General features: G+C 44.9%; 15 protein-coding genes and 2 pseudogenes. 12 read left to right on the forward strand and 5 right to left on the reverse strand.

Features of this window, described 5'->3' with window-relative positions; translation table 11 throughout:
• The first annotated feature begins 15 nt into the window (after positions 1–15).
• The 7 genes from EYS00_RS10405 to metH all read left to right on the forward strand — a co-directional run bounded on the left by EYS00_RS10405 (position 16) and on the right by metH (position 7,530).
• Positions 16–780: a ParA family protein gene (locus EYS00_RS10405; RefSeq protein ID WP_130636491.1), complete on the forward strand. Its 765-nt coding sequence runs from the start codon at positions 16–18 to the stop codon at positions 778–780.
• Entirely contained in the window at positions 780–1,769 is a 990-nt protein-coding gene (locus EYS00_RS20945) for a chemotaxis protein CheW (protein WP_242618729.1), read from the forward strand. The genes EYS00_RS10405 and EYS00_RS20945 overlap by 1 nt, the downstream gene beginning before the upstream one ends.
• A 17-nt stretch (positions 1,770–1,786) precedes the next feature.
• Complete coding sequence (locus EYS00_RS10415; RefSeq protein ID WP_130636492.1) at positions 1,787–2,278, forward strand: chemotaxis protein CheW; 492 nt, start codon at positions 1,787–1,789, stop codon at positions 2,276–2,278.
• 82 nt (positions 2,279–2,360) lie between these two features.
• Entirely contained in the window at positions 2,361–2,795 is a 435-nt protein-coding gene (locus EYS00_RS10420) for a DUF2802 domain-containing protein (RefSeq protein WP_130636493.1), read from the forward strand.
• A 92-nt stretch (positions 2,796–2,887) separates the two neighbouring features.
• A complete protein-coding gene (gene metA, locus EYS00_RS10425) occupies positions 2,888–3,826 on the forward strand; it encodes a homoserine O-succinyltransferase (RefSeq protein ID WP_130636494.1) in 939 nt (312 codons plus the stop codon).
• Between the two features lie 3 nt (positions 3,827–3,829).
• Positions 3,830–4,897: a homocysteine S-methyltransferase family protein gene (locus EYS00_RS10430; RefSeq protein ID WP_130636495.1), complete on the forward strand. Its 1,068-nt coding sequence runs from the start codon at positions 3,830–3,832 to the stop codon at positions 4,895–4,897.
• 8 nt (positions 4,898–4,905) lie between these two features.
• Positions 4,906–7,530 (forward strand): methionine synthase, encoded by a 2,625-nt coding sequence (gene metH / locus EYS00_RS10435; RefSeq protein WP_130636496.1) that lies wholly within the window; start codon positions 4,906–4,908, stop codon positions 7,528–7,530.
• A 129-nt stretch (positions 7,531–7,659) separates the two neighbouring features.
• On the opposite strand, the pseudogene EYS00_RS10440 reads toward metH, so the two are convergent.
• Positions 7,660–8,602 (reverse strand): annotated as a pseudogene (locus EYS00_RS10440) (hydrogen peroxide-inducible genes activator).
• Between the two features lie 320 nt (positions 8,603–8,922).
• On the opposite strand from EYS00_RS10440, the gene EYS00_RS10445 reads away from it, so the two are divergent.
• From EYS00_RS10445 to EYS00_RS10460, 4 genes and pseudogenes are all read left to right on the forward strand, one after another.
• Positions 8,923–10,566 carry a SulP family inorganic anion transporter gene (locus EYS00_RS10445; protein WP_130636497.1) on the forward strand — a complete coding sequence of 548 codons (1,644 nt, stop codon included), beginning with the start codon at positions 8,923–8,925 and terminating at the stop codon, positions 10,564–10,566.
• 213 nt (positions 10,567–10,779) lie between these two features.
• A pseudogene (locus EYS00_RS10450) lies at positions 10,780–13,207 on the forward strand (TonB-dependent receptor domain-containing protein).
• 59 nt (positions 13,208–13,266) lie between these two features.
• Entirely contained in the window at positions 13,267–13,842 is a 576-nt protein-coding gene (gene betI / locus EYS00_RS10455; RefSeq protein ID WP_130636498.1) for a transcriptional regulator BetI, read from the forward strand.
• A 133-nt stretch (positions 13,843–13,975) separates the two neighbouring features.
• Positions 13,976–14,653 (forward strand): hypothetical protein, encoded by a 678-nt coding sequence (locus EYS00_RS10460; RefSeq protein ID WP_130636499.1) that lies wholly within the window; start codon positions 13,976–13,978, stop codon positions 14,651–14,653.
• A gap of 209 nt (positions 14,654–14,862) precedes the next feature.
• Here the strand turns inward: EYS00_RS10460 and EYS00_RS10465 are convergent, their stop codons facing one another.
• Both EYS00_RS10465 and EYS00_RS10470 read right to left on the reverse strand, forming a co-directional pair.
• Positions 14,863–16,935, reverse strand: coding sequence for a M13 family metallopeptidase (locus tag EYS00_RS10465; protein WP_130636500.1), 2,073 nt, complete (start codon positions 16,933–16,935; stop codon positions 14,863–14,865).
• Positions 16,932–18,143 (reverse strand): GNAT family N-acetyltransferase, encoded by a 1,212-nt coding sequence (locus EYS00_RS10470; protein WP_130636501.1) that lies wholly within the window; start codon positions 18,141–18,143, stop codon positions 16,932–16,934. Before EYS00_RS10470 ends, EYS00_RS10465 begins: the two co-directional genes overlap by 4 nt.
• 58 nt (positions 18,144–18,201) lie before the next feature.
• On the opposite strand from EYS00_RS10470, the gene EYS00_RS10475 reads away from it, so the two are divergent.
• Positions 18,202–18,702, forward strand: a complete 501-nt coding sequence (locus tag EYS00_RS10475) for a regulatory protein RecX (protein ID WP_242618730.1) — start codon at positions 18,202–18,204, stop codon at positions 18,700–18,702.
• A 24-nt stretch (positions 18,703–18,726) separates the two neighbouring features.
• On the opposite strand, the gene EYS00_RS10480 is transcribed toward EYS00_RS10475, so the two are convergent.
• Together EYS00_RS10480 and EYS00_RS20950 are read right to left on the reverse strand one after the other, a co-directional pair.
• On the reverse strand, positions 18,727–19,695 hold the full coding sequence (locus tag EYS00_RS10480) for an alpha/beta hydrolase (protein ID WP_130636502.1): 969 nt from the start codon (positions 19,693–19,695) through the stop codon (positions 18,727–18,729).
• 180 nt (positions 19,696–19,875) lie between these two features.
• Positions 19,876–20,115, reverse strand: a complete 240-nt coding sequence (locus EYS00_RS20950; protein WP_242618731.1) for a helix-turn-helix domain-containing protein — start codon at positions 20,113–20,115, stop codon at positions 19,876–19,878.
• Positions 20,116–20,153 lie beyond the last annotated feature (38 nt).

Raw genomic sequence — 20,153 nt, forward strand, 5'->3', positions numbered from 1 at the left:
GAACGAGAGACGTCAATGAAAGTCTGGACAGTAGCAAACCAAAAAGGCGGTGTAGGTAAAACTACAACGACCGTAAGTTTGGGCGGCTTGCTTGCACAGCGAGGCAAGCGAGTACTCATGGTTGATACTGATCCTCATGCCTCGTTGAGTTATTATTTTGGTATCGATGCAGAAGCTTTGAGTCACTCCGTATACGATATTTTTGTTCATTCATCAGAAATGTCTGCCGATACAGTGATGGATTGTCTGTGCCCCACAAAGCTAGATAATCTATACGTACTTCCCGCGACAATGGCGTTAGCAACCCTCGACCGCACGATGGGAAGCGAGCAAGGTATGGGATTAGTATTAAAAAAAGCGCTGGCCAAAGTAGAACGAGAGTTTGATGTAGTGATTATTGACTGCCCACCGGTACTTGGTGTGCTAATGGTCAACGCATTGGCTGCATGTAATAAAGTTATTGTACCCACTCAAACTGAATATCTGGCGTTAAAGGGCTTGGACAGAATGATAAGAACGATGGAAATCATGGGACGTTCATTGAAGAAAGCGTTCGATACCGTGATCATTCCTACCATGTTTGATAAGCGCACAAATGCGGCCTTGGAGTCTCGTAAGCGATTAATGTCAGATTACGGTGACCGAGTGTGGCACGGTGTTATTCCTGTTGATACTCATTTTAGGGATGCCAGTCAGGTGCAGTTACCCATCTCAGCGGCGTATCCAAGAACCCGTGGTGTTACCGCCTACGCCAAGTTACTTCAGGAGCTAGAGAAGTAATGAATAAACAGGCGCCCTTTGCTCGTGAGGATGTGGTTGAGGCTTATTTAGATAGCCTGCTTACCGATCCTGATGAAGTAAAAGCCGAGGTTAAACCAAAACCTCAGGCCGTTGCGGAGGTTGACGATCCTTCTGCACGTACGGCGAGGTTGTTAGAACAAGCTGCAAATCAGATTGCAAAGGAAGCAATGGCTTCACCGGTACCCGAAGGTTTTTCACCTAAGGCGGTTTCGTCTAAACCTGTACTTTCAGAGCCAAAAACACCGGAATCAAAGCCGTCAGTCCTTGCGACAGCACCAAAACAGAAAAGTATACCAACAGTACCAACAGCGCTTGCTGATGCTCCTCCTGTCAAACGGCAAGTAAATCTTGATACTTTAACCGTTGCTCCAGAGAGCACAAAAGTTGAAGAGCCAGCGCTGCCGAAAAACGAAAGTACGAAAGTCAGCGATACGGAAGTTACACCCGATGAGGTTGTGGAAGAAGAAATCACAACTCCGCCACCGCCGACGCATACAGCATTGCAAGACAGCTTAGAGTTTGAATTTCAAGCGCTATTCTTTGAGGTAGCTGGGTTGACACTAGCGGTTCCCCTCACTACCTTGGGAGGGATCCACCAAATTGACAAAGTTGGGCCTTTATTTGGAAAACCACCCTGGTTTATGGGTGTAATGCTCCACAGAGAGGCTAAACTAAATGTTGTTGATACGGCATGTTGGGTAATGCCAGAAAAATATGATGAAAATCTCGCAGAATCGTTAAACTACCGATATCTTATAATGTTAGGTGATAGTTTTTGGGGATTAGCTAGCGAAAAGCTGGTAAATACCGTGAATTTAACTAAAGATGACGTTAAATGGCGAGAGTCTTCAGGTAAGCGTCCTTGGTTAGCCGGGATGGTAAAAGAAAAAATGTGTGCGTTAATTGACGTTAATGAATTAATATCTATGCTTAACAAAGGTTTAGGCAGTAATGACCAGACGCCATAGTATTGGGAGCCAGTTTTATGAGCGACGAAAGAACAAATAGCAACGCTAGCGACAACAATGATGAAGTACTCCAGTGGGTAACTTACCGCTTAGGTGAGGAAACTTACGGTATCAACGTGATGCAAGTGCAGGAAGTCCTGCGCTACACTGAAATTGCTCCAGTGCCCGGTGCGCCGGAATACGTCTTGGGTATCATTAATCTGCGTGGAAACGTGGTTACTGTAATAGACACTCGCGCTCGCTTTGGTCTTCCTCCTACGGAAATCACTGACAACACTCGTATTGTTATTATCGAGTCTGACGAGCAGGTTGTAGGCATTTTAGTCGACAGCGTTGCTGAAGTGGTTTACTTACGCTCTTCTGAAATTGACAGTGCGCCAAATGTTGGTACTGAAGAAAGCGCTAAGTTCATCCAAGGTGTTAGCAATCGTGATGGTGAGCTACTTATATTGGTTGATCTCAATAAACTACTCAGTGATGAAGAGTGGGATGAACTAAGCAACATCTAGTTATTACTTGTTGGGTAAGCATCATAGATGCTTACCCAAATGTGTTGCTTTTCGAATCTACTCAACAAAAAAGTAGTTATATATGGATATTGAGTTACTTCTGCCTTGGGTATCAGTACTTGTCCCCGTTGTACTTATTACAGCGATGGGATTATGGGTATTGAAATTGTCTAACCAAGTTAAGCTGCTCAACCAGCAAGTAGCTGACCTCGTCACTGCATCTGCCGAACATACCTCTGCAACAGTGGCAAAAGTGACTGATTTTGGTCATCAGCAGGCTGAATCGCAGGCTCGAAGTCTGGTTGTCACTCGTCACCTACAGACATTACAGTCCGAGCTGGAATCGCTAGAGAGCCAAGTACGAGAGCTCAAGCTACAAGACCCTTCTGTGAGACCCTATCAAAGAGCCGCTGAATTAGTAAAACAAGGCGCTACCTTGTCAGAAGTGATGGAGGCTTGTGATATCCCTCAAGCCGAAGCTGAGATGCTAATGATGGTACATCAAAAATCAGATTAAAAGATGTTTAGACGTCTAGACGTAAAGATGTTGACATATTCTCGCGAATAGCCAAAATAGGGGCATAGTCTTTCTGTTTATTGGAGCGAGTAATGCCTATCCGAATTCCTGAACAACTTCCTGCCCAGGATGTGTTACTGGGAGAAAACATTTTTACAATGGATAGTGACCGTGCGGCGAATCAAGATATTCGTCCGTTAGAGGTCGGTATTCTCAATCTCATGCCTAATAAAATAGAAACGGAAATTCAGTTGTTGCGTTTGCTTTCTAATACGCCGCTTCAGATAAACGTTGATTTGATTCGTATTGACAATCAAGCTCCCAAAAATACCCCTCAGTCGCACATGGACGCTTTTTATCACTCGTTCTCTGATATTGCACAGAAGCGATATGATGGCCTCATTGTTACTGGGGCTCCGCTAGCGATGCTCCAATACGAAGATGTGAAATATTGGGATACCATGACCACCATCATGGAATGGGCAAAGCGACACGTACAGTCGACCTTGTATCTGTGTTGGGGTGCTCATGCCGCGATGTACCACTTTTATGGTGTGACGAGGCAACTCAGAGAGACCAAATTTTCTGGAGTTTACGAACACTCGGTGAAAGCGCCAAGAAACGAATTGATGCGGGGCTTTGATCCTGTGTTCTGGGCACCGCATTCTAGATATGGTCACATAGACGAAGCAATCTATGATGGTGTAGAAGGGCTAAATGTAATTGCCGCGTCAAAAGAGGTAGGTGCGTATATTGTGGCGTCGGAAGATAAACGTATGGTGTTTGTCACTGGGCACCCTGAGTATGACCCTGACACGCTTAAAGATGAATTTAGTCGCGATATTGCGGCAGGCCAAACGCCAGACGTGCCGGTTAACTATTTTCCATGTAATGATCCATCGCTTCCTCCCATGGTACGATGGCGCTCGCATGGCAGCCTGTTTTTTACCAATTGGCTCAATTATTACGTGTACCAGACAACACCTTACGATTTAAATCAATTAGCTGGTAGCCCGGCGTTGAAGAGGTAGCAAGTGACGAAACTCTCAGTAAACCATACCCTTGATAAATTAACAGCGGCAGCAAAAGCACGTATTTTGGTGCTCGATGGCGCTATGGGTACCATGATCCAGCAGTACAAACTTGAAGAGTCTGATTATCGCGGCGAAGCGTTTGCCGAGTGGCACTGTGACCTCAAAGGCAATAATGACTTGCTAGCGATTACCCAGCCGAAGATTATTTATGATATCCATTGTGGGTACCTGGAAGCTGGCGCTGATATTTTAGAGACCAATACCTTTAATGCGACTACCATCGCCATGGCTGACTATGATATGGAAGCTCAGTCCCGTGACATCAATTTAGCGGCGGCCAAACTTGCCAGACAAGCAGCGGACGAATTTACTGCAAAAACACCAGACAAACCGAGGTTTGTAGCCGGTGTGTTAGGGCCAACAAACCGCACAGCATCTATTTCTCCTGATGTAAATGATCCGGGCAAGCGAAATGTGACTTTTGATGAACTCGTAGAGGCTTATGCAGAATCGACAGAAGCACTTATCGAAGGTGGTGCTGACCTCATTATGCTCGAGACCATATTCGATACTCTCAATGCCAAGGCGGCTGCTTATGCCGTTGACCTTGTATTTGAAAAGTTGGGCTTTAAGTTACCCGTAATGGTGTCGGGCACAATTACTGATGCGTCTGGACGTACCCTGTCTGGGCAAACGTCAGAAGCTTTCTACTACTCTATGCGACATGTGGCGCCATTTTCTTTTGGCTTAAACTGCGCGTTGGGTCCTGATTTACTGCGTCAATATGTTGAAGAAGTGTCAGTCGTTAGTGAATGTCTGGTATCGGCACACCCCAATGCCGGGTTACCTAACGAGTTTGGAGAATACGATCTTGAGGGTCCTGAAATGGCTGCACACATTAAAGAATGGGCAGAATCGGGCTTGGTAAACATCGTAGGTGGGTGTTGTGGAAGTACTCCAGACCATATTCGAGATATATCAAATGCCGTTGCCAGTATTGCCCCACGTAAAGTGCCTTCGTTTGAACCGAAGATGCGTCTATCTGGTCTTGAGCCGTTCGTACACTAGGAGTTAACGTGAGCGCTGAATTTTCTAATTTTATCAATATTGGCGAACGTACAAACGTCACGGGGTCAGCACGCTTCAAGCGATTGATTCTAGAGGGTGATTACGAAACGGCACTCGACGTGGCTCGCCAGCAAGTTGAGAACGGTGCCCAGATCATCGACATCAACATGGACGAGGCCATGCTTGATTCTAAGCAGGCGATGATCACCTTTTTGAATCTGATTGCGTCAGAGCCTGACATTAGCCGCGTCCCCATTATGATCGATTCATCGAAATGGGAGGTTATTGAGGCGGGCCTTAAATGCGTGCAAGGTAAGGCTATTGTTAACTCCATTAGCTTAAAAGAAGGCAAGGAGATTTTCCTTAATCAAGCACGGCTGATTAAGCGCTTTGGCGCCGCTACTGTTGTAATGGCTTTTGATGAAACAGGTCAAGCTGACACTCAAGCCCGTAAAGTTGAAATCTGTCAGCGCAGCTATAAGCTGCTTACTGAAGAAGTAGGTTTTCCACCAGAAGACATCATTTTTGACCCCAACATCTTCGCTGTGGCCACAGGTATCGAAGAGCATGACAACTACGCAGTAGATTTTATCGAGGCAACGCGAGAAATTCGCAAAACTTGCCCGTATTCACATATCTCCGGTGGTTTGTCTAACATCTCTTTCTCGTTCCGAGGGAACAATCCAGTGCGTGAAGCCATGCACTCGGTGTTCTTGTTTCATGCTATTCGCGCTGGCATGGACATGGCCATTGTCAATGCGGGTCAGTTAGAAGTTTATGATGAAATTCCTAAGGAGCTCAGAGACGCCGTAGAAGACGTTATTCTTAACCGTCATTCCGACGCGACTGAAAACCTATTGGAGATTGCGCCTAACTACCAAGGTGGTGGTAAAGCCGCGGCAAAAGAAGATCTTAGTTGGCGTGAGCAACCGGTCAATAAGCGTCTTGAGCATGGCTTAGTAAAAGGTATTACTGACTACATCGTTGAAGATACCGAAGAAGCAAGACTTCAAGCGGAAAAACCGCTCCACGTTATTGAAGGTCCATTGATGGATGGTATGAACGTGGTAGGTGACCTTTTCGGTGAAGGAAAAATGTTTCTGCCTCAGGTGGTAAAATCTGCTCGCGTAATGAAAAAAGCGGTAGCTCACTTGCAGCCTTTTATCGAAGCTGAAAAGTCTGGTGATACCAAAAGTAATGGAAAAATATTACTCGCCACTGTAAAGGGCGATGTGCACGATATCGGCAAAAATATTGTGGGTGTGGTGCTTCAATGTAATAACTTTGAAGTTATCGATTTGGGCGTTATGGTTCCTGCTGCCACTATTTTGCAAGTGGCTAAAGACGAGAATGTCGATATGATTGGTTTGTCTGGTCTTATCACGCCCTCATTGGACGAAATGGTTCACGTTGCCAAAGAGATGGAACGTCAAGGGTTTGACCTGCCCTTGCTCATTGGTGGAGCAACAACTTCGAAAGCACACACCGCAGTAAAGATTGAACAAAACTATCATGCCCCTGTGGTATATGTGCCGAATGCGAGTCGGGCTGTGGGCGTATGCCAACGATTGTTGAACAAAGCCTCTCGTGATGTATACGCCAAAGAACTATCGGCCGAGTACGATAAGGTTCGTGAACAACACGCACGTAAAAAGCCTCGCTCAAAACCGATAACACTTGAAGAAGCGCGTGCAAATAGTTTCAAACCTGATTTCTCAACATTACCAACTGTCCCAAATACACTCGGTGTGCAAGCGGTAAGTGTGCCTTTGTCAGTATTGCGTGATTATATTGACTGGACGCCATTCTTCCTTACGTGGTCTTTGGCGGGTAAGTATCCAAGGATCCTTAACGATGAAGTGGTCGGTGAACAAGCACAGAGCTTATTTGAAGACGCGAATGCTATGCTTGATAAAGTGATTGAAGACGCGTCACTCCAAGCAAAAGGTGTGTTTGGTTTGTTTCCGGCTAACCGCGTTGATGATGACCTTGAAATATATGAGTCCGAAGCACGAGAAAAAGTAGTAGGTATTGCTCATCACTTACGTCAACAAACCTTAAAACAAGGGTTTGCAAACTATTGTTTGGCTGATTTCGTGGCAGAGAAATCTTCTGGTATCAGTGATTATGTTGGCGCTTTTGCGGTGACTGGTGGTATTGGTGAAGATGACTTAGCAGACAGCTTTACCAATGCGGGTGACGACTATAATGGCATTATGGTGAAGGCCGTAGCTGACAGATTAGCAGAAGCATTTGCTGAGTACCTTCACGAGCAGGTAAGAAAAATTCACTGGGGTTATGCCCAAAATGAAGCTTTTTCAAATGATGACCTGATCCGAGAGAAGTATCAAGGTATTCGCCCAGCACCTGGTTATGCTGCTTGCCCAGAGCACACAGAGAAACAGCTTATTTGGGACTTACTTGACGCTGAAGCGCATACAGGCATGAAGTTAACAGAGAGCTATGCTATGTGGCCGGGTGCGTCGGTTTCTGGTTGGTATTTCTCTCATCCACAATCTCGTTATTTTGCCGTTGCCAAAATACAATCTGACCAAGTTGAGAGTTATGCGCAACGCAAAGGGTGGACATTAGAGGAAGCAGAGAGGTGGCTTGGCCCGAATCTGTCAGACTAATTTGTATTAAAAACATAAACATAAAGCGCGATTACTCGCGCTTTTTTCGTTAACGCCATTGTCGATATCGCTAAGGTTTACACCTTTCTTTTGAATATAAGTGCTTGATACCGAAGGAGTGGATGCGTCTTATCGAGAGGCATCCACTGCACTTGAGAGCCGATTGTCTATAATCTCGCGCATAGTTTCTGCAAGCTCCCTGAAACTGCTTCTGCCTGGCGCAGTGTTACGCCACGAAAGACCGTGTTGGCGAACAATAGGCATGTTTTCAATTTCGCTCACATGAAGCTCTTCTGGGCGATGCAATTCAGAATGAATATATAAACCGGGTAAAAAAGCCACGCCCATGCCCATGACCACCATTTGGCGAAGCGTATCAAGGCTTGTACCCTCGTAATCTCTTTGTAAGTCAGCGCCTAGCTTGTTACATATTTCTTGGACTTGGCGATGAAAGTGATGTTTGTCTTCTAACGTTAGCACTTTTTCATGTGCAAGCTCTTCAGGTGCAACGTAGTTTTTTACCCGCGAGCTTGTGATCGGAGGGAACGACAAATTTCAGTGGTTCTTTAAACAATGGGTGCGTGATCAGTTGGGCGTGCTCTCCACCTAGTGGAGAAAGTATGAGGTCGTACTCACCGTGCAATAAACCGTGCTGCAACTGAAGAGGTGCAGCCTCTCGAACGTAAAATCGCAGCCCCGGTTGAACTTCATGTAATGGGGGAAGCACGTGTGGAAGTAGATATGGTCCAAGGGTGGGAGGAACACCCAACCGGTATGTGATCACTTCGCCCTCTGAGAGGTTGGTTGCAACCTCACCAAATTTTACGCCGGCTTGAATGACATCTTCAGCGGTTTCCAGGAGCGCTTTACCCTGAGGTGATAGCAACGTACCACTTCGAGAACGCTCAAAGAGTGTGAGCCCCAAATTTGACTCTAACGCATTAATTTGACTGGTCAGTGTGGGTTGGCTAATTCCGAGGGAGGTTGCCGCTTGGCGAAAGCTTAGTGACTTAGCAACGGCAACAAAATATCTAATCTGGTTGAGAGATGGAAATTTGCCGTTCAATTGCATGGATATTCACCTTTTTCGCTATTATACTCCGCCACACGTAATAGTTAATTGCTATCACGAGATGGTATATTAAACTATTAAACTATCAAGCGACACTCACGTATTAACTTTTTTTCATCGTAGAAAACAAGGACAAAATACCTGGCGTTTTTGGAGTGTTGCAAAGCGAGTAATACCTGTCATCTCCATACATCGCTCAGTGTATGAGTCACCTGTCACTTCGATGTAATCAGCATCGCTGGTAGCGCATAAGCGTTACTGCGGACATTCGTAGGGTGCACACCAGCATCTTTACCAAGAATAAAAGAAAGGCAACTTTCATGATAAAACTAAATTTTTCCAATTTACGTGGTGATATTACCGGTGGTTTAACCGCAGGTATTGTTGCATTGCCACTGGCGCTGGCACTGGGCGTGGCCTCTGGCCTAGGTCCAATGGCGGGACTATACGGTGCGATTGCCGTGGGTTTCTTTGCTGCATTGTTTGGTGGTACGCCAGCTCAAATCTCTGGTCCAACGGGTCCTATGGTCGTTGTTTTGGCGGGTTTGTTTGCAACATTGTCTGGTGACGCTAGCTTAATCTTCACTGCAGTTATTTTGGCTGGTGTGTTTCAAATTGTATTTGGTGTACTGGGCGTAGGTCAGTACATTCGTCTCGTTCCGTATCCTGTAATTTCCGGTTTTATGACAGGGATTGGTGCAATTATCATTATACTTCAGCTGGGGAGGCTACTTGGCCACGAACCACCTGGAGGCACACTCGGCGCACTTAGCTACCTGCCTACTGCGCTCGCTGACATCAATTTCTCAACCTTGTTACTAGGTGTGGGAACACTCATCGTTGCGCTTAAATGGCCACCGGCATTAGGAAAATACGTACCTGGTGCACTAGCTGCACTTATCATTGGCACGTTAGTGAGTCTCTTTTTACCAGTGCCTATTTTGGGTGATATCCCAAGCGGTTTGCCTTCATTGCATCTACCTGTGTTTGAAACCAGTACTTTACTCCTAGTGCTTGAAGCTGCATTCATCCTAGCCGTATTGGGTGCTATCGATAGCCTTCTTACCTCATTGGTGGCTGACAACATGACCCGTAGCCGTCACGACAGCAACAAAGAGCTCATCGGACAGGGCATTGGTAACACAGTGGCTGGTTTCATCGGTGGTATTGCTGGTGCAGGTGCAACCATGCGTACCGTAGTTAATATTCGCAGCGGTGGTAAAGACAGAATCTCAGGTATGGTCCACGCCTTGGTACTATTAGCCATTGTGCTTGGTCTAAGCCCGCTTGCGGCGCAAATTCCACATGCAGTGTTGGCTGGTATTTTGGTTAAGGTCGGTTTGGATATTATTGATTGGAGCTACATCAAGCGTGCGCACAAAGGCCCTCGTTGGGACCTACTACTCATGCTTACTGTACTGCTTTTAACTGTATTCGTTGACCTAATCACTGCGGTTGGTGTCGGCGTTGTATTCGCTGCGCTTGCCTATGTGAAGCAGATTGCGACTATTCAGCTAGAAGAGTTGAAGAAGATTCCTGATACACTTAATGACCCTAAAGAGAACGCGCTCCTTGAATCTTTGCGTGGTAGCGTATCTATCTTTAGTTTTGGTGGTCCATTGAGCTTCGGTGCTGCTGCTGACGTGGGTCATCACGTTCGCGAGAAAGTGAAGCCCGGTTCAAAGGTCATGATCTTAGATTTTAGTCGTGTTCCGGTAATGGACGTGTCAGCGGCTATGGCTGTCGAAACAGTAGCATCAGATGCGATTGCCGCAGGTAGACAATTGGTGATTTGTGGTGCAAACGATGAAGTTAACAAAGTACTCGAAGGTATTAACGCCCATCACCCAGGTATTCCGAATATCGGAAACCTACATGATGCACTGATTTATGCGCAAAACCACGTGAGTAAACTCGAAAAAAAGTCCGCTAGCGGTAGTTTTGAAGCCGTCACACAATCGTAGCCTTAGCGGTCTAAACTAATTTGTATAAAAAGCCTGCACTATGCAGGCTTTTTTATTGCAGAGTAAAAATTCAAGGATATAGATTAGAGTCTATAACCCGCTGATATAAAGTGTAATTTATTTTTAATTGAACGTTCAATTAAGTTTAATCTAATTGCCACAAACCATTTTTACTATGCATCCCAGATAAATAACTACATTCTGGGAAATCCAATGAAAAACACCACACGTTATAATTTACTCTCATTGAGTGTACTTGCTGCACTCGCATCACCAACCTATGCTCAAGAACCTTCTCAAACGGCACCTAGTGCAGAAGAGATTGAGGAGATTACTGTTGTTGGGCGCAGTGTTTCCTATGCGAACAATGCGTCTTCAGACGAAATGCAAAAGCAACAAGCTAATTTGAGCAGCGTATTGGCTGTTGTCGATAACCTTCCGGGCGTTTTAATTAATGAAGGCGACACTTTTGGCGCTGATGATTGGTCAACGTCGATTGTTATTCGCGGCTTTCAGGTAAACCTGAACGAACAGCAAATCGGTATGACTGTTGATGGCATCGCCAACGGTAACTCAAACTATGGCGGTGGTGCCAAGGCAAACCGCTACATTGATACTGAAAACATGCAGGGGGTTGAAGTGTCGCAAGGTACAGCAGATATTGCTTCACGAAGCCATGAGGCCCTCGGTGGAACCATTAACTTCACCACGCTTAATCCAGGTATGGAGCAAAAGCTTGTTACTAGCTTTACCGCTGGTGAGTTTGACGCTTCAAAATATTATGTACGTTACGAAACAGGTGAGATTTTTAAAGATACGTACGCATGGGTGAGTATGTCGAGCCAAGAGAGTACAGATTTTATCGATCAGTCTGCTGAAAATACGCGTGATCATGTGGCTCTGAAATTTATTTCTACGCTAAGTAATATTGATTTTACAGGGTATGTTTCTTATGACGATACCCATGAAGATAACTATCAACGTATCTATGGCCTAGCGCAGTATGAACAAAACCCTGATTGGGACCAGCTGACCAGTGAATGGACTGGCGTACCTTATCAAGATCAAGCGTATCGCCGCGGTTGGTCTACGCTTCGCGAAAACCTTTTTGCTTATCTACAAGCGGATTTTTCCGTTGGTGACGTTGATGTTTCTACCAACGTTTACTATCACAATAACGAAGGTCGAGGAGATTGGGTTCCTCCATACCTCGTTGATGTTAAAGCTGACGGTGATAATGTAGGTCACTCTGAACTTGTTAACGGAAACACAGTATTTGGTGGTTCAGCGTTAGGTCAACTTTATTTTGTTAATGCCGATGGCCAAGCCCTTTCACCTATCGACGGTTGCCAAAGCTCGATTACCTTCCCTTATGGTGGTGCAGGTGCCCAGTACGATCCAGCATGTCACGAACAAGGCGCTATCCCAGTGGGTTCATATCGTCACACTCATTATGAAAAAAGCCGTATAGGTTTTAATGCTGATGCCATTTGGTACACCAAAATTGGTGACTACGATAACACGTTGAGATTTGGCTTGTGGTGGGAAGACTATACTCGTGATGAATCACGTGATTGGCATAAAATCACAGATTCGAAAATCGGTTTTGCATTTAACAACACGCCTTACTGGGTTCAGTATGACAGAACATTCCCTGTAGATACACTCATGTACTATGTTGAAGATGAACTTGATTTGGGTGTTGCACGAGTTCGCCTTGGCGCTAAACAGTTCAACGTAGACATCGCCAAAGACGATAACTTCGACGCTGACAACGATTTAAACGTAAACTCTGATTCAGATGTTCTACTGTCTGCTGGTGTGGTTGCCCCATTGTTTGTAGATGGGCTTGAAGTATTTGCGGGTTACGGTGAAAACTTTGCGGCAATTAAAGATGCTCAGCTTGAGCGCGATGACGCCGACCTTCGTTTTATTGAGCCGGAAACTGCAGAAAACATCGATCTTGGTTTGCGTTACTCATCACCAGGCTTTAACGCGAGCTTGACCTATTACACTATTGAATTTAACGATCGAATTCAATTTACCAGTAATGAGACTTCAAGCGGTATCGATTTCTTAGAGGCTGCTGCTGGTGGTTATCGTAACGTGGGTGGAATCGAATCTTCAGGTGTTGAAATTTCGGCAGATATTACACTTACCGATAACTTAAGCGTGTTTACTTCACTTACCTTCAGCTCATCTGAATACGTTGAGACTATTGGTGGAACAGGTACTCAGTATGCTTCTCTAGAGAGTGCACTAGCGGCAATTGCTGACGATACTAATCCAGAGTCGTCTTTAGTGGCAGTTAAAGGTAATACGGTGATAGGCACGCCAGATACTATGGGTGTTATCAGTTTGGATTGGAGCAAAGACAACTACTTTGCAGGCTTATCTACTAAGTACGTTGATAGCCGATATCTGGATATTTATAATGCATCGGAAGTTGAAGACTACCTCGTGAGCGAGTTTTTATGTGGGTGGTTTTATTGACAACATCGGCCAAGGCATTGAGTCTTTGGAAGTACGTTTAACCGTGAACAACTTGTTTGATGAAGACTATGCATCGACCATTGCACCAGATGCGTTTTGGATCGGCGCTCCACGAGCAGTTGCAGTAAATGCTCGTTTGACGTTCTAAACAACTGATAGTCGCAACAGGTGATTGCCTGTTGCGACCTTGATAGGTGGAGTTTTTAAATGCCCAAGGTGGGGATGGAGCCAGTAAGAAAGAAACAACTCATTGAAGCAACACTAGACGTGATTGCGAAAGTTGGACTTCACGGCACTACAATTAGTCTAATAAGTAGGCAAGCAGGATTATCTTCAGGGATTATTAGTCACTACTTTGGTGACAAACAGGGCTTGATCGAAGCAACCATGCGCTACTTACTCGATGCGCTTAAAATCAAGGATGCTTTCCCTTGCCACAAAGAACGTATTCGTTTCATTGTTAATAATAATTTTTCAACGGTGCAAAGAGCGGATTCAGCCACCAACACCTGGCTAAACTTTTGGGCGATGTCATTGCATAGCGATGGGTTATATCGTTTGCAACGAGTTAATCACAAACGATTAGAAAGCAACTTAGCTTACAGTTTTCGCCAATTGCTGCCAAAAGATAAAGCAAGGTTAGCTGCGTCATCGACCGCTGCTATGATTGATGGTTATTGGTTGCGCTGCGCACTTTGCCGTGGTGAAAGCAAAGACTTTAACGAGGCATGTGCTAGGGTATTGCATCATGTGGACGTTTTACTGAGTGATAGCTTACATTAATTATTTCGCATAGATAGTTAGCCAGGTTGCCAAACTTGGCTGTTGGTACTATTCTCATCGCTTGACTGGCTGGTAACTATCGGCCTATTGTCAGAACATTAAAATTGTAAGCGCTGTTGGTAAGCCAGTTATCATGCTAAAAATACTTTTTCCGGTTGTTGTTCTTGTTGCTGTATTACTAGTACCTGCAAATGCTAGTAACGAGAGCTCGGTTAAGCGGATAAAGGTAATCAAGGGTAATGATGACCAAGTTGACATGGTCTATTACTTTCACTCTCTCCTAGAAGAGGCCTTGTCTTATTCTGACGAAGCAATGGGCCCTGTTGTTTTAGAAAACGTTAATTTTGAACATGGCCAAAATCGAACCTTCCGGTTACTCAATGTGCCAGGCGAGTTAGATGTCACCTACAGTATGACATCACCTGAGCGCGAAGTTGCTTACATACCCATAAAGGTTCCGTTGTTGGATGGTCTGCTTGGTAAACGTCAACTCTTGGTAAAAAAGTCTAATGCAGAGGCATTTGAGGACGTCACAGAAGAAGAGCTAAAGCTGATGGTTGGCTGCCAGGGAGATAACTGGCCCGACTCCGATATTCTCGAATCTAATGGTTATGCTTTGTATCGAGCTGAACATTTTGAATCTTTATTTCATATGCTAGAACGGGGACGGTGTGATTATTTTCCTCGAGGTATTAACGAGATTCTTTATGACTACCAAAAGTTCAATGGTCGGTATGGAGAATTACACATGGTCGATAACGTAATGCTCCGTTATCACGCACCTGTATATTTTTTTAGTTGGGCGGCATAATGAAGCCTTGGCGAAGCGAATAGAGTTTGGGTTGAAGATAATGGAAGAGCAAGGCGTAATTAAACAACGCCTTGCTCAAACGAGTGCCTTTGAATTTGATCGCAACTTTGAACAATCGGAATACATAAAGGTATTTGATTTAACATCAGATAATTAAAAAAAGCCGGGCAGGGGCCCGGCTTTTTAATATTCACTGGTAAGTCAGACGATTACCAAATTCTAACGCGCTCTTCCGGTGCTAAGTAAAGTGCATCGCCTGGTTGAACATTAAAGGCCTCATACCACGCATCGTGATTACGCGGTGCAAGCGCACGGTATCTGCCCGGAGCGTGAGTTCCGCCGCGAAGCTGATTAAGCATGCTTTGCTCCGTGCGCTTTTCTCTCCACACTTGTGCCCATGCTAAGAAGAAACGCTGATCGCCGGTTACACCGTCAATCACCGGAGCTTCTTTACCATTCAAACTAAGTTTGTAAGCATGGTAAGCCATTGCCAATCCACCCACATCACCGATGTTCTCACCCAAGCTATTGCGGCCGTTTACAAAGTTACCTTCAATCGGCTCGTAAGCACTGTATTGTGCTGCTAGCGAATCGGCTTTAGCTTCAAATGCCGCTCGGTCTTCATCTGTCCACCAGTTTTGCTGAATACCATTAGCGTCTGATTTAGAACCTTGGTCGTCAAATCCGTGTCCCATTTCATGGCCGATCACCGCGCCAATGGCACCATAGTTTACCGCAGGGTCGGCGTTAGGATCGAAGAATGGCGGTTGCAGAATCGCCGCTGGGAATACGATTTCGTTGAATGAAGAGTTGTAATACGCGTTTACACGTTGTGGAGTCATTCCCCAACGTTGGCGATCCGTTGGCTTCAATTCACGCTCAACACTCTGCGCCTGGAAGAAGTTGCGAAGATTGTGTACGTTGCCTAGTAAGTCGGTACTGCTAATTGCTAAACCATCAAAAGACTGCCACTCATCTGGATAGCCAATTTTGGGGTTGAACGCCGCAAGTTTCGCACGAGCATTCACTTTGGTCTCTTCACCCATCCAATCTAGGCCATCAATGCGTTGCCCTAGTGCAGTGCGAAGGTTTTCAACCAACTCAGCCATTTGGGTTTTTGAGCTTTCGGGGAAGAACTCAGTCACGTAAATCTTACCAATAGCAAACCCAAGAGACTCGGTGCCTGACATTTGACTAACCGCACGTTTCCAACGAGGGCGAGGTTCTTGTTGACCGCTCAAAGTTTTGCCATAAAAATCAAAGTTAGCTAGGTAGATTTCGTCCGAAAGCAGACCTGCATTGTTACTAATTGCATGGTAGGTAAGGTAATCACGCCATACCGCTAAGTCAGTGTCATTGATGATTTCGATAACAGCTTTAACGGGCTCTGGTTGTGTTACATTTAACGCAGGAATTGTGTAGCCAGTTTGTTCGAAAAATAAATCCCAGTTGAAGCCAGGGTAGTCGTCGTTCAACTTACTACGTTCGATTTGGTTAAGTGTAAGGTCGCGATTACGGCGCTTTTCACGAGGCCATTGAATTTCAGCGATTTGTGTTTCTAGCGCAACAATACCCGCAGCTTTTTCAGATGCGTTAGTCTCACCTGCTAGTTCAAGCATTTGAGCAATGTGAGCAGTGTATGCTTCTCGAATGTTAACGAAACGCTCATCTTCACTAAGGTAATAGTCACGGTCTGGTAAACCTAAGCCGCCTACACCAATGCTTAACTGGTATTCGTTAGGATCTAATCGGTTGTACCACATACCACCGCCGATAGGCGTACTTACACCAGTAAGCCAACCGTTACCGAACACTTTCGTTAGTGCATCTGTTGAGTCTATGACTCTGATGCTGCTTAGCACATCATTAAGCGGAGTAATACCTTTCTCGTTGATGCTCTCTATATCCATGAATGACACATAAAAGTCGTGTACGAGTTGCTCTTCAGGAGTAAGATCTGTTTTTTCCAACAAGCCATCAATGATACTTTTTACTTGCTCTTCACTTCTATCTGCTAGGGCGTTAAATGCACCGTAACGCGTTTTGTCTGCAGGTAGTTCATAATTGTCGTACCAGGTTCCGCTGGCATACATGAAGAAGTCATCTCCAGGCTTTACGGATTCATTTCTGGCTGAAAGCTCAACACCAAAGCTACCAAGCTCTGCACTGGCAACCGTTTGTTGTACCGACTCTTCTGATACTTGTTGTGTTTCTGTAGGTTTGCTACAGCCAGCCAAGCCAAGAGACGCTGCAATACAAGCAGCAAGTAAGGAATGTTTCATAGGTTTTTCTCGTTGTGATTATTAGTGTCTGAGAACGGCTCAGACGTACTTGTCGTTTTCAGTTTAGGTGCAAAATCAGAATTAAAAGGTAAAACTTCTTTCGCTTGGTTAAAATACGAAACAATATGCTCCTGCTCCTGCGTCAAAAAACGCGCCACTGCATCGTGAAATGCGGGTTCGTTAAGTTTGTGAAGTGAGTAGCAGAATATTGGTTCGAATCCTCTCAATATCTTATGTTCGCCTTGCGTTCCCGGGTTAAACAGCGGAAGCTGATGTCGAATGGCAAAGTCTATTCCCTCGAAGTAGCAACACGCAAAATGTAACCCGTTCACTTCTTTCAGTGCGCCCCAGTAACGCCCATACAATCCTGTGGCGTCATAAAAGAACAACGCACTGGCGATGGGCGCCTCATCTTGATACGCAATTACCAGCAATAAGTTTTCTTTCATTGTAAGGTGAATGCGTTGGAAAAAGTCTTCGTTCAAGTAACCTTCGTGCCCACTTCGTTTTAGGTAAGTCTGTTGATAACACAGTAAAAAGTGGGCTATGTCGCCAGCAGAAATTTCATTTCCCTTTTTTTGAACAATATTAATGCCTGCGTCAGCCAGTTGTTTTCGAGATTTTCGTATGTCTTTTCGTTTGCGAGACGTCATGCCCGCAAGAAAATCTTCAAAATTATCATAACCATAGTTGTGCCACTGAAACTGAACGCCAAATCGCGTTAAATACTGCCCCGACATCCTGAACTCAGAAGCACTAGACTGGTCTGTAAAAAGCCAATGATAAGAAGATACCCTCTCCTTGAGTGTTTGAGTGGCTCGCACTATTTCGTCGACGAGTACTGAGGATATGTTGCTTTGCGTTAGTAATCTTGGACCTGTTACTGGGGTAAAAGGTACTGCCGCTACCCATTTAGGATAGTAATCAAGTCCGTGCTGATGATAAGCATTAGCCCAACTGTGGTCGAATACATATTCACCATAGCTATGGCTCTTTATATAGCCTGGTACTGCGGCAATGATTCCTGCCTCGTTTTCAATAACGAGATGGTGAGGTTGCCAACCTGACTGACTGGTAACACAGCCACTCTCCTCTAAGGCAACGAGGAACTCGTATTTTAGAAACGGGCCCGAATTTTCAGAAAGCGCTATCCAAGTCTCTTTACAGATTTCTTTGATCGAGGAGATAAACCGGTGCGTGTTGGGCATGAGTATGCTCTGGCTGTCCTTTTCTGTTCTTTTTCTCGAGGAGCGATAACGTTACACTGTGCAGTATAACCTAGCGATTGATAATGTTAACAAGCTGTATCTTAAGAAAATGTCAGAGTTCGACAGAAAAATCATCACCGAAACGATTACTCGCATGCTCGCGCGACGAGAGCACAGTTTCAACGAAATAGTACAAAAGTTGTCGCAAAAAGGAATCGAAAGCGAGGCTTTTTACCCAATATTGGAAGAATTTAAAGCTGCTGATATCCAGAGTGATTACAGGTTCGCGGAGAGTAGATCTCGGGCGCTTGCATCGAAGGGAAGTGGCCCTCAGAAAGTGCGTGCCGACCTACTGCAAAAAGGCGTTGATGAAATCTACATAGAGCGTGCTATGGCAGATATTGATGTGGATTGGTTTGAGTTGGCACTTCAAGTGAAACAAAAGAAATTTGGCGAAGAAAAAGAGCACGATTACAAGAAATTGCTAAAACAAAAGCAGTTTTTACTTTATCGCGGTTTTTCTAGCGATCAGATTGGATATGCAGTCACAGGGGAGTGAGACTCCCCAATTCAACTAATACGCTCAAGGATATGGCAGTTCATGTTTGCGCTGTGGTGGGGATACTCTTGCCGTTTTAATCGCGTCCGCCAAATGGCCAATAACAGGGCTTTTTTTACCATTTTTATGTAAAAAATAGGTGTGACCTTTGGGCCAGTCAACGGTGTTGTTAAAGTTGTCACAGTCTACTTGGTAAACCTTATCAGGAAGTTTCTCCAATTTTTCAGGCCCGGTCATGCCCAGCCTTCTAGATAAGGTCTTGTTTTTTAAATTGGCGGCTTTACTCGCAGGCATAGCTAAATCGTCATTGGCATAGTAAACAACCACATTCCGGGCTGAATCAACAACATGTTGGCCTTTTTCGCCTTTTTCTAATGCCTCGTTCTCTATGTCTGGTGCAACAAGAAATGCGTTTCGAAAAAGCTGTGGCACGCTACCGTGAGCCTTCGCCCACTCGTGTAAGGTATTCACTAACACTCTTGCTCCCATGGAGTGCGCTAAAACATTTATTCTTCGGTGACAGGCCTCTCCTTGCTGCACTAAGGATTTTTGCCATGCTTCAAACTTACCGAACAAGCGATAAAATAAGCGTCCACTTTCGTCAGCTGCTCTTTGGTCGTCCCAATAGTCATCAGCGAATGCGAGCGGGGAATCATCATCACACGGCCATATTACAGGTACTACTTTCACGAGTGCATCGCCTGCGTGCTCATTTATCTGAGATTCTAGTGCCATGGCATTGGGAAAGACCTGCGCTTCATCCGTATTGTTGAAGCCATGAATATAGAGCAATACCTGAGTTTTCTCATCGTTAAGATTTTTCAGCTCTGAGAAAAAGGCTTGGCTACCTTCCTCGTGATAAATGCCTTCGCCAGTGCGCCGGCAGAAAAACAGATGTTTCGAAGGGGTGGTATTCTGAAGGTCAAATGAAACTCTCCTTCCGATCGATGACCTGTATCCCTCTTGCGGCACTCGATTGGTCACAAATAGCATAAGATTTCCTTGTTAGTTAACTAGCTCAACATACGCTAGCTAGAATTGATTCGATAACTTCTTGCTTATTAGTTTTTATCTTGTCCATAAAATCTTTGGGAGCGTTGGTATTGGGATCATACTTATCACTCCAAATCATCATCTCAAGTATTATAGGCAGCATATCTTTACCTGGCTGCGCTAGCCGGTAAATTTTCTTCTTTTGTCCTTTGGATCTATTCGTTTACTAATCAGCCCGTCTTTTTCCATTTGTAACAAGCGGCTTGATAAAATATTTGTTGCCATTTTTTCGTCAGAAGCTTGCAGCTCTGAAAAAGAACATTTATTGAAAAACAGCATATCTCTAAGTATTAGCAAGCTCCATTTGTCACCCACAAAATCGAGTACATTCGAAATAGGGCAGTCAGATCGTCTAGTCATTAAATTTCTCGTTTGAAACTTCATTTTTCCAATTTAAA

The sequence above is a fragment of the Alteromonas sp. KUL49 genome (assembly GCF_006538345.1).
GTDB lineage: Bacteria > Pseudomonadota > Gammaproteobacteria > Enterobacterales > Alteromonadaceae > Alteromonas.

Coding starts and splice junctions, on each gene's coding strand:
- EYS00_RS10405 (WP_130636491.1), top strand. CDS start 16: ATGAAAGTCTGGACAGTAGCAAACCAAAAAGGCGGTGTAGGTAAAACT.
- EYS00_RS20945 (WP_242618729.1), top strand. CDS start 780: ATGAATAAACAGGCGCCCTTTGCTCGTGAGGATGTGGTTGAGGCTTAT.
- EYS00_RS10415 (WP_130636492.1), top strand. CDS start 1,787: ATGAGCGACGAAAGAACAAATAGCAACGCTAGCGACAACAATGATGAA.
- EYS00_RS10420 (WP_130636493.1), top strand. CDS start 2,361: ATGGATATTGAGTTACTTCTGCCTTGGGTATCAGTACTTGTCCCCGTT.
- metA (WP_130636494.1), top strand. CDS start 2,888: ATGCCTATCCGAATTCCTGAACAACTTCCTGCCCAGGATGTGTTACTG.
- EYS00_RS10445 (WP_130636497.1), top strand. CDS start 8,923: ATGATAAAACTAAATTTTTCCAATTTACGTGGTGATATTACCGGTGGT.
- betI (WP_130636498.1), top strand. CDS start 13,267: ATGCCCAAGGTGGGGATGGAGCCAGTAAGAAAGAAACAACTCATTGAA.
- EYS00_RS10460 (WP_130636499.1), top strand. CDS start 13,976: ATGCTAAAAATACTTTTTCCGGTTGTTGTTCTTGTTGCTGTATTACTA.
- EYS00_RS10465 (WP_130636500.1), bottom strand. CDS start 16,935: ATGAAACATTCCTTACTTGCTGCTTGTATTGCAGCGTCTCTTGGCTTG.
- EYS00_RS10470 (WP_130636501.1), bottom strand. CDS start 18,143: ATGCCCAACACGCACCGGTTTATCTCCTCGATCAAAGAAATCTGTAAA.
- EYS00_RS10480 (WP_130636502.1), bottom strand. CDS start 19,695: ATGCTATTTGTGACCAATCGAGTGCCGCAAGAGGGATACAGGTCATCG.
- EYS00_RS20950 (WP_242618731.1), bottom strand. CDS start 20,115: ATGACTAGACGATCTGACTGCCCTATTTCGAATGTACTCGATTTTGTG.